Below are 16,247 nucleotides of genomic sequence, written 5' to 3' on the forward strand. Positions count from 1 at the left end.
AAGCTACCGAAGGGTCCTCCATGCCACGCATCAGCCTCGGTGATCACGGTGGCGCCGTGGCGGAGATCCGCGGCATCCTCGCCGACCAGGGCTTCCTCCGGGACTACGTGGCACCCACCGACCTGGTGGTCGGCGGGTGGACCGTTCCCGAGGCCGTCTTCGACCGCCGCCTGGATCGCGCCACCCGCGCCTTCCAGCAGCAGCGCGGTCTGCTGGTCGACGGTGTCGTCGGCCCCGCCACGTACCGCGCGCTCCGCGAGTCCACCTACCAGCTGGGCGCGCGGACGCTGAGCTACATCGCCTCCGCGCCGCCGTCGGGCGACGATGTGGCGGCCCTGCAGGCACGCCTGCAGAACCTCGGCTTCTACGCCGGCATGATCGACGGCCTCTTCGGCCCGCAGACCCACTTAGGACTCTCGGCCTACCAGCGCGAGTTCGGCCTCGTCGCGGACGGCATCTGCGGGCCCGCCACGCTGCGCTCACTGACTTTCCTCGGCTCCCGGGTGACGGGCGGCTCGCCGCACGCCATTCGCGAGGAGGAGCACGTCCGCAGCTCCGGCCCGCGCCTGTCGGGCAAACGCATCGTCATCGATCCTGGCCTGGGCGGCCCCGACCGTGGCGTCGCCGTTCGCGGGCCCGACGGTCGGCCGATCACGGAGGAGGAGATCCTCTGGGACCTGGGCTCGCGGCTCGAAGGCCGCATGGCCGCAGCTGGCATGGAGACCTACCTGTCGCGACCACGCGGAATGGACGCCAGCGACAGCACTCGCGCGTACACGGCGAACACCTTCGACGCCGATATGATGATCGCGCTACGCACCGCGCACTACCGCAACGAGCGCGCCCACGGCGTGGCCTCGTTTCATTTCGGCAACACGCACGGGGCCAGCTCCAACATCGGCCGCAACCTGGCGGGCTTCATCCAGCGCGAGATCGTGGCGCGGACGCCGCTCACCGACTGCCACTACCACGGCCGCACCTGGGACATCGTGCGTCTGACGCGGATGCCCACGGTGCAGATCGATATCGGCTACACGACCAACCCGCACGACGCGGCCGTCCTGGCCTCACCGCAGATGCGCGACACCATCGCCGAGGCGATCCTGGTTGCGGTCAAGCGCCTGTACCTGCTGGGCGAGAACGATCGCCCCACCGGCACCTATACCTTCGCCGAGCTCCTCGAGCTCGAGGAGAGCGCCGAGAACCGGGCCTGACGGTCCGCGTCGCCCTCCCGTCAGGCGCGGATTCCGGGGGAGGGGAGCGCATCGTCGGGGCCTGAGCGGCCCCGTGCGGCATCAGCGGTCTTCGGCCCTCCCCACGGGCGTCGCGGTGTCCCCCGTGCCCTCCAGCGCGCTCCTGAGGGCCGCTTCGGCTGCGCCGGCGGCCAGGAGCTGCTCGAGGGCGTGCTCGACGCCTGCCTTCCAGCCGAGTCCCTCGGACAATTCGAGGCGCAGCCGCGGGAAGCGATGGTGCGGGGCGACGGTCTCGAAGCCCATCTGCTCCAGGAAGTCGGCATCGGTCAGGGGCGGGGTTTTACACCCACACGGGCCGCAATTGATCTGTGCCACAACATCTTCCGTCACCATCCCGACGGGGGTGAGTAGCGCGAAGGCCTCCACGGCGCGGACGCCGCGACGCACCAGGTCGGTGCACACGGCGGTGACCAGCTCCTCCTTGACCCGCACATCCATGCCCGGCTCGGAGCCCGCCCAGGTCAGCAGGACCGCGTCAGGGCTGACAGGGGCGGTGGGGAAGTCGGCGACCCGGGGAACGCTGCGGGGCGGCGCGTAGAAGGCCACGCCCACCACCCGCTCGGTGCCGTCGACGGCGTGGTCGATCGCGACCTGCCCACAGGAGCCCCACTCCAGCATGAGCATGGACAGCCACGCCTCTTTGTCAAACTCGGTGTCGGTGAGGGTCTCACCGTCCGGTGCGACCTCCCAGTACACGCAGCGACGGATGCGCCGCGGCAGGTCGTCGAAGCCGCCGAGGGTGAGGGGGACGATCGTCAGCGCCATGCCGGGTCACTTCTCGGCGAGAAGGGCGACGATGCGCTCGAGATCGTCGGCGGAGCCGACCTCCACGACGATCCTGCCCTTGCGCTTCCCCATGGAGACGGTGACCTTGGTGTCGAGGCGATCGGCGATCCGATCGGCCACCTCGCGCAGACCCGGGTCGGCCTGCTGCGGACGCTTGGGCGCCGCAGGCACAACGGTTCCGTCGCCACGGTTGGCGAGGGTGACCGCCTCCTCGGTGGCGCGGACCGACAGGCCCTCGGCCACAATCCGGGCGGCGAGGAGGTCCTGCGCCTCGGCGCCGGCCTCCAGGGCGAGGAGGGCCCGCGCGTGCCCGGCGGAGAGCACCCCCGCCGCGACGCGACGCTGCACAGCGACGGGCAGCCGCAGCAGCCGGATCGTGTTGGTGACGACGGGCCGCGAGCGCCCGAGGCGGGTGGCGAGCTCGTCGTGGGTGACGCCGAACTCCTCGAGCAGCTGCGCGTAAGCAGCCGCCTCCTCGAGGGGGTTCAGCTGAACCCGGTGGATGTTCTCCAGGAGAGCATCGCGGAGCATGTCGCCGTCCGCGGTCTCGCGCACGATCGCGGGGATGGCGGCAAGACCGGCCTCCTGGCTGGCGCGCCAGCGCCGCTCGCCCATGACGAGCTGGTAACGCAGCTCGCCCTGCGGCCGGGGGAGCGGGCGCACCACGATCGGCTGCATGAGCCCGAACTCGCGGATCGAGTGAACGAGCTCGGCGAGCCCCTCCTCGTCGAAGACCGAGCGGGGCTGCTGCGGGTTCGGCTGAATCGCTGTCGGCGGGATCTCCCGGTACACGGCGCCGGACTCCGCGAGGTCCGACGGTGCCGGATCTTCCGTCCCGGGCCGCGCCGGCCGCCGGGACCGCTCCCGTGGGCCGTCCGGCGCCGGGGCCGCCGGGCGCGCGCCGATGATGACGTCGGCGGCGGCGCTCCCGAGCCGCGGGCCCTCCTCCGGGCCGGTGGGGATGAGTGCGGCGAGTCCGCGGCCGAGTCCGCCCTTCTTCTGCGTGGCCATGACTACACCGCCTGCCCGGCGCCGCGGAAGGCGAGCTCGCGGCCCGCGTCGAGGTAACTCATCGCGCCACGGGAGCCCGGGTCGTAGTCGAGGACCGTCGTGCCGTAGCCGGGCGCCTCTGAGACCTTGACGCTGCGCGGGATCGTCGCGCCGAGGACTCTCGCACCGAAGTGGTTACGCACTTCCGCGGCCACCTGGTCGGCGAGCTTGGTCCGGGCGTCGTACATCGTGAGCAACACGGTGGAGACGTGGAGGTCCTTGTTCAGGTGCGACTGCACCAGCTCGATGTTGCGCAGCAGCTGCCCTACGCCCTCGAGCGCGTAGTACTCGCACTGGATGGGGATGAGCACCTCCTTCGCCGCGACGAGCGCATTGACAGTGAGCAGACCGAGCGACGGCGGGCAGTCGATGAAGACGTAGTCGATGTCCTCCGCGGCCGCGACGCTGAGCGCGTTCTTCAGTCGGGTCTCGCGGGCCACCATGCTGACGAGCTCGATCTCGGCGCCGGCGAGGTCGATCGTCGCCGGTACGCAGAAGAGGTTGGGGGAATGCGGGCTCTGCGCCATCGCCTCGTCGAGCGTGGTCTCGCCGAGCAGGAGCTCGTAGGTCGACGGGACGCCCGAGCGGTGATCGACACCGAGCGCTGTGCTCGCGTTGCCCTGCGGGTCGAGGTCGACGACGAGGACCCGGAGCCCCTGCAGTGCGAGCGCCGCGGCAAGATTCACCGCCGTGGTGGTCTTGCCGACGCCGCCCTTCTGATTGGCGATCGTCAGGACGCGGCGCTCCAGGGGCTTGGGCAGGGTGCCCGCCGCCCCGGGAGTCAGGACCTGGCTGGCACGGCGGGCGGCCGCGGCGATGGGGGTGTCGTCTTCAGTGGTTCCACGTGAAACGTCGAAGCCGGATTCGTGATCAGTCACGCGCTCTCCTCAGCTGTTGACCCCATCCTAGTTTCTCTGTCGGGGTGCGTCAGCCCGGCCTCTGCGACTCGCCACCCGATCCGCCATCCACCCGCCGTCGCGCGGAGGTTCCACGTGAAACGTGGTCGCTCCGACGCATGTCTCCTCACCGACGGTGCGCCTCCGATCGCTGCGCCGAAGGTGTGTGGTGCGCCGGTATACGGCCACGGCGCCAGGCTCGTCGATTCGTGCCGCGCGCTGATATCGCACCGCCGGGGGAGCGGACCCGACGGCGCCGACCCGGCGCGAACGTGCCACCCGCGTTCCGTCCTCTCGCGCGCGGCCGCAGGCGTCCGTGTGCGGCGTGCTCGGACGGCGAGTCCCCGTGTGCCGCCCCGGAACGTTGCCCCGTGACCTGCGCCGCGGTGCCGTGTGTTCCACGTGAAACAGGTCCCCGCCGGGATCTGGCGGATGGTGGCGGCGAACCGCACCGATCCATCACCACATCGTCGAGCACCGATGCCGGACAGCGTGCGATGGCGCGGCGCATATCGATGCGGCAGCGGCGGAGTAGCCCTCGCACCTCAACGTGCCTCCCGAAGTGCCGTCCGTACCTCGCGTCCCGGGTCACCGCGCACCTCCCTGCCCGCAGCCGTCGCTGTCCTGTGGCCGCAGAGTGAGCGGTCTCCTTCTCGGCGGGCTCACCGCGGTCGACGGGCGGTGTGTCCGGAGGGCGCCTGAAGCCGTCCTTGCCACTCCGCGCGCACGAACGGTCGCGCCGTCGTCCTCTGCAGTCGGGGCGGGCACGCGCCGTCGAGATCGTCTTCACACACATGTCCGCGTCGTTCTGCAAGAGTCTGCTCCGCGCTCATGGCCGTCGGGATCCGGTCCGCCAGCGAGTTCCACGTGGAACATCCGGTCCGCTCACACACGGCCTCAGTGCGAACGCTTGCCCCCGACGTCGCGTCACGTCCGGTTCGTACTCCCGCCATCCCGCCGGGGCACGTCGCTGGCTCGACGTGAACCTCACGCCCGTCCGGTAGGCATCCGAGTCGACTCGCCCCTCACGTACCGTCACCACGGCGCGCGCGTCAGGCATCCCAATACGCCGCGGACACGTCGCTTCCCCGTCCATCCAACGATCGGGCCAAACTCTTCGCTCCCCCCGTCACCGCAGCAGGCGCTACGGTGCCCACACCGCGAACGCGGTCCGCCGAACGATGTGGGCCGTTCCACGTGAAACGTCGCCTCGCCTGCCCGAGCATCCCAGGCAAGCCTGGTCCTACGCCGGATCCGTCCGAAGCGCGATCGGATGACCGGCGCGTCTCCTCATGGACCCGTGCCGGCAGCTCTGCCGTTACACATGCAACACGGCGACCCCCGCGAACCGCCCCGCCCTGCTGCCGTCACTATCCATGTGAGCGCCATCTGCCCGTGCCGGGCGATCGTCGCCCAGGAACCGGGACCGTCGCCCGTCCCGAGTAGCGCGTCGTTCGGATCCCTCGTCGACGCGGCTTCTCCGAATACCCCGTCCGTCGGCAGTGGAGATAGGCCACCGTCCGTCGCGGATGAGCTGTGGGACCGGCCTCCTTCGCGCGGCGTCAGCACCAGCCGGGGTTCGCACCAGCCGCGGCCCACGGCGCGGACGCAGGGGAGACCGAGGGACGAGGGGGCTCCCCAGCGGCCGGACGGCGCGCCTACTGCCGGGTATTTTCTCGTACGTCCGTACCAAAAACGCGCGCCAAGAGCTCTCCGCGGAGCCTTCGGGAACACCCCGGTGTCACGTGTCGAAACAATCCGTGGGTAGTCGGGTGCACCTGAAACGCGTCGTAAATGTCCCGTTTCCGACTACCGGCGGGCCTTGGCTCGCTTCTTCTTCACCGGCGCGCGACGGACTGCGCGCACCACGGTGGTCGCGGGATCGACGATGCCGACGCCGCACAGAACGACCTCCGGATCGCGCAGCCCCGCCTTCGTCAGGATGGCACCGTGCTCCTCGATCTCCTCAGCCGCGCGCGAACCCTTGAGCGCGAGCAGCCGTCCGCCGTCGCGGAGCAGGGGAGCGGACCACGGGGCCAACTTCGGGAAGCCAGAGACCGCGCGCGACGTCACCGCGTCCGCGCCGCCGACCGCGTCGACGACGGACCGCTCCTCGGCACGGCCGCGGACCACCCGGACGTTCGGCAGCCGTGGCCCGCAGAACTCCTCGAGGAAGACCGCGCGACGCAGCAGCGGCTCCACGAGGATCACCTCGACGTCCGGCCGGGCGATCGCCACCGGTACGCCCGGTAGTCCGGCGCCGCTCCCGATGTCGACCAGGGTCTCGCCGGCCTCAAGCAGCTCGCCGAGCACGGCACAGTTCAGCACATGCCGCTCCCAGAGCCGAGGCACCTCTCGCGGGCCGATCAGCCCACGCACGACGCCGTCGGTCGCGAGCACCCGGGCGTACTCCTCGGCCAGTTCGAGCCGATCGCCGAAGACCTCCCGCGCGACCGGGGGAGCGGGGGGCAACGCGTCCACACTCGCCTCGTCGTCGGCGGGATTCTCCGCCACCTCGTCGCGCCGTTCCACGTGAAACCTCTCCTGTAACAATCTCACACACCATTTCCGGGTAATCCGTGCCCGAAAACGACGATGGGCCCCAGGCGCACGGCCCGGGACCCATCGTTCACCTACGTCCAGTCTAGGCGTTGGGTAGCACCACAACGCGACGGTTCGGTTCCGCGCCCTCGCTCTCCGAGCGGACACCGTCGACCTTGGCGACGGCGTCGTGGACGATCTTGCGCTCGAACGGCGTCATCGGCTTGAGCGACTCCTTCTCGCCGGACTGCGCGACTCGCTGCGCGATCTCGGTGCCGAGGCCGGAAAGTCGGGTGCGGCGGCTCTCGCGCCACCCGGCGACATCAAGCATCAGGCGGCTACGGTCGCCGGTGGACTGCTGCACCGCGAGACGGGTCAGCTCCTGGAGGGCGTCGAGCACGTCGCCGCGCTGGCCGACCAGCTTCGTGAGGTCATCGCCGCCGTCGATCGCGACGATGGCACGGCCACCCTCCACATCGAGGTCGATATCGCCGTCGAAGTCGAGGATGTCGAGCAGCTGCTCGAGGTAGTCGGCCGCGATCTCGCCCTCCTCGACCAGTTCGTCGACCTCGTCCGCGGGGCTCTCATCGACGGGGCTCTCAGCCGGGTCCTCGGCGACAGCCTCGGTCACGGTCTGCTCCTCCTCGACGGTCACGTCGTCAGGCATGGGTACTCCTTGGGAATTCGATCATCAGGGGTTCGTGGGGCACCGCTCAGCGCCTGCGCTTCTTGCTCCGATTGCGCTGCTGCTGGTTGCGCTGCTGCTGCCGCGCATTGGCGGAGGGGTGCTGGGGCTTCGGCTTGGCACCGGGGGTGGGCTTCGACGGTACCGCCTCCTCCGCTGCGTCCTCGACATCGTCGGACACCGTCTCCGCGGCCTTGGTGACGGACGTCACCGTGCCGGCCTTCTTGGGCTTCGCACCGGGCTTCGGGGCGTTCTCCGCCCGCTTCTCCTGCGCCAGGCGCTTCTTCTCCTCGTCTTCCTTGTCGAGCTTGCCGAAGACGATGTGCTGCTGGCAGTACGTCCAGATGTTCTGGGTGACCCAGTAGATCAGGATGGCCACGGGCAGGAAGAAGCCACCGACCAGGACGCCGATGGGGAAGACCCACAGCATGAGGCGGTTCATGATGGCCGTCTGCGGGTTGTCGAGCGAGGCGACGGGCTGGCGGGCGATCGACGCGCGCGAGTTGAAGTGCGTGGCGAGGGCCGCGACGATCATCAGCGGCACCGAGAGCGCGATGATCCACCACTTCTGGAAGTTCGGCTCGATGTACGCGAGGTCCGGGCCGACGGGCATGAAGGCCTGGAACTGTGCGACGGGCTCCTGGACGTACGAGGACAGCGGGACGCCGAAGAGGCGCGCGTCGAGGAAGCTCTGGACGTCGGTGGCGGAGAAGAAGTAGTTCGCCGTGTGCCGGGTCTCGTAGGCGTTCATGTCCGGCGAGCCGAACATCTGTGCAGTACCGCCACTCATCCGGTTGAACGAGCGGAGCACGTGGAACAGGCCGATGAAGACTGGCACCTGCAGCAGGGCGGGGAGGCAGCCGAGCAGCGGGTTGAAGCCGTGCTCCTTCTGCAGTTTCTGCATCTCGAGGGCCAGCTTCTGCCGGTCCTTGCCGTACTTCTTTCGCAGCGCCTGCATCTGCGGCTGGAATTCCTGCATCTGCCTGGTCGTCTGGATCTGCCGGACGAAGGGCTTGTACAGGATGGCGCGCAGGGTGAGCACCAGGAAGATCACGGAGAGGGCCCACGTGATCCCGCTGTCGGGGCCGAGGCCGGGCACGAAGGAGAAGACCTTGTGCCAGACCCACATGATGCCCGACACCGGGTAGTACACGTAGTCCAAGGACATCGGATTGAAACTTGACACGGGGCGGTGCTCCTTGCCGATCTATTTCGAACAGGTTCGTGGGCGCAGTGATTCGCGCATCGGATAGTGGAAGCCGTTGGCGGCGGCAGCTATTCGGGGACGGGGTCCCAGCCGCCGCGGTGCCAGGGTCCGCACTTGAGCAGGCGAATGGTACTGAGGTACACGCCCTTGACGGCGCCGTGCGCCGAAAGTGCCTCCACTGCATACTCGCTGCACGTAGGAGTGAACCGGCAGGTGGGCGGGCGCACGGGGGAGATCCACGTCCGGTACAGCTGCACCAGAGAGATCAATGCCCGCCGGGGCACCGCGCGCAGCGTGTTCCCGGCGCTCGTCCGTGGCGCCGCAGTCACAGCGCACCCAGTTTCGTCAGACCCGAACGCAGTTGCGCGGTCAGCTCGTTCGCGTCGTCGTCCGCCGCCGCACGCAGGGCGCGGACGACGACGAGTGCCCCGTCGTCGAGCTCGCCGGCCACGGAGGCGACGGCTGCGCGCAGTCGGCGTGCGACAGAATGCCGAATCACGGCGTTACCCACCGCTTTCGAGACGACCAGGCCGATACGCGGCGCCGGCGTCACCGGATCGTCCGCGGACACGACGACGCCCGGTCCCCCCTCGGAAGCGGGGACCGGGCTCGTCTTCGTCGATGTCGCCACATGCACCACGATGGAGCGGCGGCCCACACGTCTACCGCCTTTGACCGCCGCGGCGAAGTCGCGCGACGAACTCATGCGGTAGCGGGCGGGTAGCACGTCAGTGGTCTGCCTTCTCCATCGCCTTTGCAGAAGCGCCACCGCGACCGGGCGAACCGGTACGCGGTGGCGCTACGCGAGAGGGGAAATCAGGCCGTCAGCTTCGCGCGGCCCTTGGTCCGACGCGAGGCGACGATCGCGCGCCCGGCACGGGTGCGCATACGGAGACGGAAGCCGTGCACCCGCGCGCGGCGACGGTTGTTCGGCTGGAACGTCCGCTTGCCCTTAGCCACGGTGACACTCCTTGTTCAGTGGACGGCGCTCTCGCGCCGCCGTTCGGTTAGACGGAAATCTTCGGCGGCACATGAAGCTCGACTTGAGGTCGAACCCGCCCGACGAATCGGTGTGCGCACAGACCGGTCAAGACTACTTATCCCCACTGACAAGGTCAAACCGGGGCACGCGCAACCGCGTGACGCGCCTCACAATGCCTCCGTGACGACACGCCGAGCATCTCCGACATCCCACCGCTTCCTGCGGGAATGTGCGTTGTGTTGAGGACCGCGCTCCACTCTGTTAACTTTGCCGAATGCGATTGCTGAGCACGGCCACGGCACCCCGTGGACCCCGAGCACGGCAGCTTCGGGCCGAAGTGCACCGGGCGTGTAGCGAGCTCGGTGCTGCACCGTAATCCGGTTCGACCGGAGCACTGACCCGCAGTTCCACGACCTCGTCGTTCCCAGCCGAAGCCAACGGCTGACAACACCTGTACCCCCAGTCCTCCACACCTGTGGATGAACCTGTGGAGTACAGTTCATGCGCAGGTCGGGCGGGGTGCGGCTATGCACAGCCCGACATGGACGTGTGAACGTGCGAACGAGAACGCCGGTCGGAAGCCGGAGACCGAAGGCTTTCAAACCCGGTGTGGAGGACCTGATGACCGTCGATCCGCTGATCGAGACGTGGACCGCCGTGGTCGACGAACTCTGCGGAGACAACACCGACCGCACTCTCACCAAGCAGGAGAAGGCCTGGCTCAAGCTGGTCCAGCCACTGACCCTGACCGAGGGCTTCGCGCTCGTGGCGGTGCCCTCCCAGCTGATGAAGGACGCGATCGAGCGCAGCCTCCGCGAGCCGCTCGTCGCTGCGCTCTCCACCCGGCTGGGGCAGGACGTGGAGCTCGGTGTGCGGATCTCGCCCGACGCCACACCGCCGGCCGCGGCGCAGGCCCCCGTCGCCGTCGTCGTCGACGAGGGACCCTCCGGGCCGAGCACAGCGGACCTGACCGTTCCCGTCGGTGGGATCGCTGCGGGGTCGCCCGGCGCGCCCGCACCATCGGTCCAGCTACCCCCTCCCATGACCGGCCCGGCGAGCAATGGCACGGCCATGACGGGATCGTCCGGCTCGAGCCTGAACCAGAAGTACACGTTCGAGACCTTCGTCATCGGTGCCTCGAACCGATTCGGGCACGCCGCCGCCTTCGCGGTGGCCGAGGCGCCGGCCCGCGCCTACAACCCTCTCTTCATCTGGGGCGAGTCCGGACTGGGCAAGACCCACCTGCTGCACGCCGCGGGCCACTACGCCCGACGCCTGTTCCCCGGGATGCGCGTGAAGTACGTGTCCACGGAAGAGTTCACGAACGACTTCATCAATTCGCTCAAGGACGACCGGCAGGTCCAGTTCAAGCAGCGCTATCGCGACGTGGACATCCTGCTGGTCGACGACATCCAGTTCCTCGAGGGGAAGCTGGGTATCCAGGAGGAGTTCTTCCACACCTTCAACACGCTGCACAACGCGAACAAGCAGATCGTGGTCTCCTCCGACCGCCCGCCGAAACAGCTCGCGACGCTGGAGGATCGGCTGCGCACGCGGTTCGAGTGGGGCCTGATCACCGACGTCCAGCCGCCCGAGCTGGAGATCCGGATGGCTATCCTGCTCAAGAAGGCGCAGATGGAGCGGATCCACGTGCCGCCGGACGTGCTGGAGCTCATCGCGACCCGGATCGATCGGAACATCCGAGAACTCGAGGGTGCGTTGATCCGCGTCACGGCGTTCGCCTCGCTGACGCAGACCGACGTGACCTACGAGCTGGCCGAGATGGTGCTCCGCGATCTGGTACCCGACACCACGACCATCGAGATCTCCTCCAGCACCATCCTTTCCGTGGTGGCCGAGTACTTCGAGATCTCGGTGGCCGACCTCAAGGGAGTCGAGCGCGCACGGGCCGTGACGCACGCGCGGCAGATCGCCATGTACCTGTGCCGCGAACTGACCGAGCTATCGCTGCCGAAGATCGGGCAGATCTTCGACCGCGACCACACCACGGTCATGTACGCCGAGCGGAAGATCCGCAAGGAGATGCCGGAGCGGCGCCGGGTCTACGACCAGGTGCAGGAACTCACCACGCGCATCAAGCGCCGCAGCCAGTAGTCGCACGCGACCTCGGGCCGGCACCCGTCGGCACCGACCAGCGGTCACATCGGCGGCGCGGAGTCAGCGACCCGCCGTGCAGATCAGCGGTCCGCCCGAGCCATCGGTGCTGCTCTCCTCCGAGACGACCTTGCCGTTGCGGGTGATCGAGCAGCTCACATCTCCCGTGTAGCCGAGCACCGTCACCGTGACCATGAAGGCGTCCGAGGTGAACGTCTTGGACCACGGGAGCGGCTGCGACCCGAAGAGATTGGTGTCCGGCACACCCACCGTGACGAGCTGCGCCGAGCCGCTTCCCGTGACCTCCACCCGCCATTGACGCGCGTCCGGCCCCGTGCTCGAGCCACCGCCGAAGATGGGCGGGATCGAGATCCCCGACGGCACACCGCTGGGCAGCGTGATGCCTCCGGGCTTGGTGCTCGTGGTGGTCGTGGTCGGGGGAGCGGTCGTCGTCTCGGACGAGGCCGTCGTGGTCGACGGGCCGCCGCTGGTCGCGACAAGTGCGACGATCACCGCGAGGACGAGCGCGAAGACCACGGCCGCTGCGGCAATCCACAGCAGCTTCCGGTTGCCGCCCGAGCCGTCACCGTCGCCACCCGAACCACCCCCCGGGCCACCGGGGCCCGGGGGAGGACCCTGCGGCGGCTGGAGGCCGTCCTGGTGTCCGTACGCGCCGGGCGCGTAGCCGAGCTGATAGCCACCGTCGTACTGCTGCATGGGCGGCTGCTGCGGCCCCGGTCCGACGGGCCCCGCGGGGCCTCCGATAGCTGCGGGCGGACCCTGCGGCGCGTCCGGATCGACCGGTCCGTCGCCGGGGCGCTCGTACTCGCGTGTCGGTTTCGGCACATTCGGCGCGACGGGGCCGACGGGGTAGTTCTGCCCGCCGGGGTGCGCTCCCGGGCGCTGTGAATCCGGATATCCCATGGTCACACCGTACGCGCCGGGCTGCCGCCGGAGAACTGTGAGTTACTCACCAGTACTGCACACAGCCTGTGGATAGATTCCCGAAATCCCAGGAGTGACCTGGGGAGAGTTCATCCACAGGTTTCCACAGGCAGCGTTCCTCACCAATCACACAGATGTAGTTCCACAATCGCTGCGGCGCGTCGTCAACACCCCGACACGCCACCCGCGCTGCACCGACGGTGAGTTTCCACATCCTCCACAGGCCTTATTACGATGACATATTTCTTCACTAGATACTTCTTCTGAAAAGAGGCGCAGTGAAGGTCCGGCGGGCACTGCTGGCCCGAACCCGTGGTTCGGGCCAGCGGCCACCTGAACGCCACCGGATCAGTCCGGCTCCTATAGCATCGAAGACCTCACGGTCGTGCCCGCCACGCCGTACCCGAACGACCCCCACCGAAAGGCCCCGTCGGCATGAAGTTTCGCGTCCCGCACGAGGAGTTCGCCGAATCCGTCGCGTGGGTGGCGCGCAGCCTGCCCTCGCGCCCCCCGGTGCCGGTGCTCGGCGGCGTCCTGCTCACTGCGGGTGACGATGGCCTGACGGTCTCGGGATTCGACTACGAGGTCTCCGCGCAGGTGCGCGTCGGAGCCGAGGTCGCAGACGAGGGCCAGGCGCTGGTCTCCGGCCGCCTGCTCGCGGACATCACGAAGGCGCTGCCGAACAAGCCCGTTGACGTGCAGCTCGACACCACTCGTGTCGCGATCACTTGCGGTAGCGCGAAGTTCTCGCTGCCGACGATGCCCGTCGAGGACTACCCACAGCTGCCCGAGCTGCCGCAGCAGACCGGCGCCATCGAGCGCGGCACCTTCGCGGAGGCCATCGCGCAGGTCGCCATCGCCGCAGGCAAGGACGACACGCTGCCGATGCTCACCGGAATCCGGGTCGAGATCGAGGGCGAGCGCGTGGTGCTCGCGGCCACAGACCGGTTCCGCCTCGCGGTCCGCGAGTTCGACTGGCAGCCCGCCTCGTCTGACGTCAAGGCCGCCGTTCTGGTCCCGGCGAAGACTCTGTCCGAGGCCGCGAAGACCTTCGCGGTCGACCCGGAAGTCGGTATCGCGCTGGGCGCCGGCTCGGCCGTGGGCGCCGACGGCCTGCTCGGCGTGGTCGGAGCGGACCGTCGCACCACCACCCGACTCCTGGACGCGGACTTCCCGAAGTTCCGGCAGTTGTTGCCCGCCTCGCACACCGCTATCGCCACGATGGAGATCGCTCCGCTGCTCGAGGCCATCAAACGCGTCGCTCTCGTCGCCGACCGCGGCGCGCAGGTCCGGATGGAGTTCGCCGACGGCTCGCTGCGGCTCTCGGCCGGCGGCGACGACGCCGGCAAGGCCGAGGAGGAGCTGCCCGCCGATTTCCAGGGAGAGGCGCTCACCATCGCCTTCAACCCGGGCTACCTGCTGGACGGCCTGGCGGCGATTCACACGGAGTCGGTGACCTTCGGCTTCACCACGCCCAGTCGGCCTGCGGTGCTGCGACCCGCGGAGGAGAATGGCTACCAGCCGGACGACTCCGGCGCGTTCCCCGCGCCGCAGAGCCCGTACACGTACTTGCTCATGCCGGTGCGCCTGCCCGGCTGATCGAACCATCGTCTCCGCACGAAAGGGTGCCGCGAACATGCAGTTGGGTCTGATCGGTCTGGGCAAGATGGGCGCGAACATGCGCCAGCGGATCCGCAACGCCGGCCACGAGGTGATCGGCTACGACCCCCGTCCCGAGGTCACTGATGTGCCCTCGTTGGAGGCGCTCGCGCAGTCGCTGGCCGCCCCGCGGACCCTGTGGGTGATGGTGCCCGCCGGCGACATCACCCGCGAGACGGTGCGCAAGCTGGCCGACATTCTCGAGCCCGGCGACCTGGTGATCGACGGTGGCAACTCTCGCTACACGGACGACCAGGTCAACGCGGAACTGCTCTCCACCAAGGGGATCGGCTACCTCGACTGCGGCGTCTCTGGCGGCGTCTGGGGACTGGAGAACGGCTACGGCCTGATGGTCGGCGGCTCACAGGCCGACGTCGAGCGCGCCATGCCGATCTTCGACGCGCTGCGGCCGGAGGGTGTGCGTGAGGACGGCTTCGCGCACAGCGGCCCCGTCGGCGCGGGCCACTACGCGAAGATGATCCACAACGGTATCGAGTACGGCCTGATGCAGGCCTACGGCGAGGGCTACGACCTCCTCGAGGCCGAGCCGCTCATCGAGAACGTCGCCGGCACGCTCCGGGCCTGGAGCAAGGGCACCGTCGTGCGGTCCTGGCTGCTCGACCTGCTGGTCAAGGCCCTCGAGGAGGACCCCGGCCTGCAGGAGATCACCGGCTACACAGAGGACTCGGGCGAGGGCCGGTGGACCGTCGAGGAGGCGATCCGGCACTCGGTGCCTGCTCCTGTGATCGCTGCTGCCCTGTTCGCGCGATTCCAGTCGCGACAGGACGATTCGGACACCATGAAGGCGGTGTCCGCGTTGCGCAACCAGTTCGGCGGGCACGCCGTGCGGCGCGCGGACTGACCGGGGCCGACCGCTCCTTTGTACGTCCGCCGGCTCACCCTGCACGACTTCCGGTCCTGGGACGACGTCACCGTCGGCCTGGAGCCGGGCGTCAGCGTCTTCGTGGGCCGCAATGGCTTCGGTAAGACCAACCTCGTCGAGGCCCTGAACTACCTCGCGACGCTGGGCTCGCACCGCGTCGCCACGGACCAGCCGCTCATCCGGGTCGGCGCCGAGAGCGCTTCCGTCGTGGCGATCGTGCACAACGCGGGTCGCGAGCTCACCGCGGAGATCGACATCGTCGCCGGCCGGGCGAACAAGGCGCGGATCAACACCGCGCCCTGCCGCCGGCCTCGCGAGCTGCTGGGGATCCTGCAGTCCGTTCTCTTCGCGCCCGAGGACCTGGCCCTGGTGCGCGGTGAGCCCGGCGGCCGCCGCCGCTTCCTCGACGACCTCGCGATCGTCCGCACGCCCCGGATCGCCGCGGAGAAGGCCGACTACGAACGGGTTCTCAAGCAGCGGACCGCGCTCCTCAAGACGGCGTACGCCGCCGCCCGTCGCGGCGGTCCCGACGCCGAGTCCATGCTTTCGACCCTCGACGTCTGGGACGCGCAGCTGGCGCGGTTCGGCGCCGAGGTGCTCGCGGCCCGTTTGGAGGTGGTCGCCTCGTTGGCGCCGCACCTCACCGTGGCCTACGCCTCGTTGGCGCCGCATTCGCGCGCCGCGACCGTCGCGTACACGAGCTCGCTGTTCGAGGGCTACGACGGTGACCCGTCCACCGCGTCCGTGGCGGAGTTGGAACGGCTGATGCTCAACGGCCTCGCGGCTGCGCGGCAGCGGGAGATCGAGCGCGGCGTGTGCCTCGTCGGACCGCACCGCGACGACCTCGACCTGCGGCTGGGGAACGAGCCGGCCAAGGGCTTCGCCTCGCACGGCGAGTCCTGGTCGTACGCGCTGGCGCTGCGGCTCGCCTCGCTGGAGTTGCTCCGCGCCGGGGGTTCCGAGCCGGTGCTACTGCTCGACGACGTCTTCGCCGAGCTCGACGCGAAACGGCGCACCGCGCTCGCCGAGGTGGCCGCCGACACCGAGCAGGTGATCGTCACCGCCGCGGTTCCGGAGGACCTGCCGCCCGCGTTGCGGGCCGCGACCTTCCGGGTCACCGTCGACGGACCGACCGACGCGCGGGTCTCCCGCCTGGCCGACCGGGACGACGGGCGGCCGGGGGCGACTGCCACCCCGTAACCGGTCGCCGCGTAGAGTGCCAGGGTGCGCCGAAAGCAAGAGGCG

Annotated in this window: 15 protein-coding genes; 5 read left to right on the forward strand and 10 right to left on the reverse strand. The window is 69.3% G+C overall.

The genetic code is table 11. The features are described 5' to 3' along the window. The first annotated feature begins 20 nt into the window (after positions 1–20). Positions 21–1,214 (forward strand): N-acetylmuramoyl-L-alanine amidase, encoded by a 1,194-nt coding sequence (locus HNP44_RS04685; RefSeq protein ID WP_259141234.1) that lies wholly within the window; start codon positions 21–23, stop codon positions 1,212–1,214. A gap of 81 nt (positions 1,215–1,295) precedes the next feature. On the opposite strand, the gene HNP44_RS04690 is transcribed toward HNP44_RS04685, so the two are convergent. From HNP44_RS04690 to rpmH, 9 genes are all read right to left on the reverse strand, one after another. After that, the gene (locus HNP44_RS04690) at positions 1,296–2,018 is read right to left on the reverse strand and encodes an acetyltransferase (protein WP_259141233.1); all 723 of its coding nucleotides are present in this window, start codon (positions 2,016–2,018) and stop codon (positions 1,296–1,298) included. Positions 2,019–2,024: 6 nt separating this feature from the next. Then, positions 2,025–3,050, reverse strand: coding sequence for a ParB/RepB/Spo0J family partition protein (locus HNP44_RS04695; RefSeq protein WP_259141232.1), 1,026 nt, complete (start codon positions 3,048–3,050; stop codon positions 2,025–2,027). 2 nt (positions 3,051–3,052) lie between these two features. Beyond that, positions 3,053–3,967 (reverse strand): ParA family protein, encoded by a 915-nt coding sequence (locus HNP44_RS04700; RefSeq protein ID WP_259141231.1) that lies wholly within the window; start codon positions 3,965–3,967, stop codon positions 3,053–3,055. Between the two features lie 1,827 nt (positions 3,968–5,794). After that, complete coding sequence (gene rsmG / locus HNP44_RS04705; RefSeq protein WP_259141681.1) at positions 5,795–6,466, reverse strand: 16S rRNA (guanine(527)-N(7))-methyltransferase RsmG; 672 nt, start codon at positions 6,464–6,466, stop codon at positions 5,795–5,797. A 163-nt stretch (positions 6,467–6,629) separates the two neighbouring features. Continuing rightward, complete coding sequence (locus tag HNP44_RS04710) at positions 6,630–7,193, reverse strand: Jag family protein (protein WP_259141230.1); 564 nt, start codon at positions 7,191–7,193, stop codon at positions 6,630–6,632. 46 nt (positions 7,194–7,239) lie between these two features. Beyond that, positions 7,240–8,379 (reverse strand): membrane protein insertase YidC, encoded by a 1,140-nt coding sequence (gene yidC, locus HNP44_RS04715; protein WP_259256828.1) that lies wholly within the window; start codon positions 8,377–8,379, stop codon positions 7,240–7,242. Positions 8,380–8,486: 107 nt separating this feature from the next. Next, on the reverse strand, positions 8,487–8,747 hold the full coding sequence (gene yidD, locus HNP44_RS04720; RefSeq protein WP_259141228.1) for a membrane protein insertion efficiency factor YidD: 261 nt from the start codon (positions 8,745–8,747) through the stop codon (positions 8,487–8,489). Continuing rightward, on the reverse strand, positions 8,744–9,145 hold the full coding sequence (gene rnpA, locus HNP44_RS04725; protein ID WP_259141227.1) for a ribonuclease P protein component: 402 nt from the start codon (positions 9,143–9,145) through the stop codon (positions 8,744–8,746). Before rnpA ends, yidD begins: the two co-directional genes overlap by 4 nt. Before the next feature lie 89 nt (positions 9,146–9,234). Next, the gene (gene rpmH / locus HNP44_RS04730) at positions 9,235–9,378 is read right to left on the reverse strand and encodes a 50S ribosomal protein L34 (protein ID WP_224644767.1); all 144 of its coding nucleotides are present in this window, start codon (positions 9,376–9,378) and stop codon (positions 9,235–9,237) included. Between the two features lie 643 nt (positions 9,379–10,021). On the opposite strand from rpmH, the gene dnaA reads away from it, so the two are divergent. Beyond that, positions 10,022–11,515 (forward strand): chromosomal replication initiator protein DnaA, encoded by a 1,494-nt coding sequence (gene dnaA, locus HNP44_RS04735; RefSeq protein ID WP_259256829.1) that lies wholly within the window; start codon positions 10,022–10,024, stop codon positions 11,513–11,515. A gap of 63 nt (positions 11,516–11,578) precedes the next feature. Here the strand turns inward: dnaA and HNP44_RS04740 are convergent, their stop codons facing one another. After that, positions 11,579–12,439 carry a hypothetical protein gene (locus HNP44_RS04740; protein ID WP_259141225.1) on the reverse strand — a complete coding sequence of 287 codons (861 nt, stop codon included), beginning with the start codon at positions 12,437–12,439 and terminating at the stop codon, positions 11,579–11,581. Between the two features lie 456 nt (positions 12,440–12,895). Here HNP44_RS04740 and dnaN point away from each other — a divergent pair, with 456 nt between their 5' ends. Genes dnaN through recF form a run of 3 tightly spaced genes read left to right on the forward strand, consistent with a single transcriptional unit; the run spans position 12,896 to position 16,202 of the window. Next, complete coding sequence (gene dnaN, locus HNP44_RS04745) at positions 12,896–14,059, forward strand: DNA polymerase III subunit beta (RefSeq protein ID WP_259141224.1); 1,164 nt, start codon at positions 12,896–12,898, stop codon at positions 14,057–14,059. A 37-nt stretch (positions 14,060–14,096) separates the two neighbouring features. Next, positions 14,097–14,981 (forward strand): phosphogluconate dehydrogenase (NAD(+)-dependent, decarboxylating), encoded by an 885-nt coding sequence (gnd, locus tag HNP44_RS04750; protein ID WP_259141223.1) that lies wholly within the window; start codon positions 14,097–14,099, stop codon positions 14,979–14,981. Between the two features lie 18 nt (positions 14,982–14,999). After that, complete coding sequence (gene recF, locus HNP44_RS04755) at positions 15,000–16,202, forward strand: DNA replication/repair protein RecF (RefSeq protein ID WP_259141222.1); 1,203 nt, start codon at positions 15,000–15,002, stop codon at positions 16,200–16,202. Positions 16,203–16,247: the final 45 nt, after the last annotated feature.

Source organism: Tsukamurella ocularis (assembly GCF_024807615.1).
GTDB lineage: Bacteria > Actinomycetota > Actinomycetes > Mycobacteriales > Mycobacteriaceae > Tsukamurella > Tsukamurella ocularis.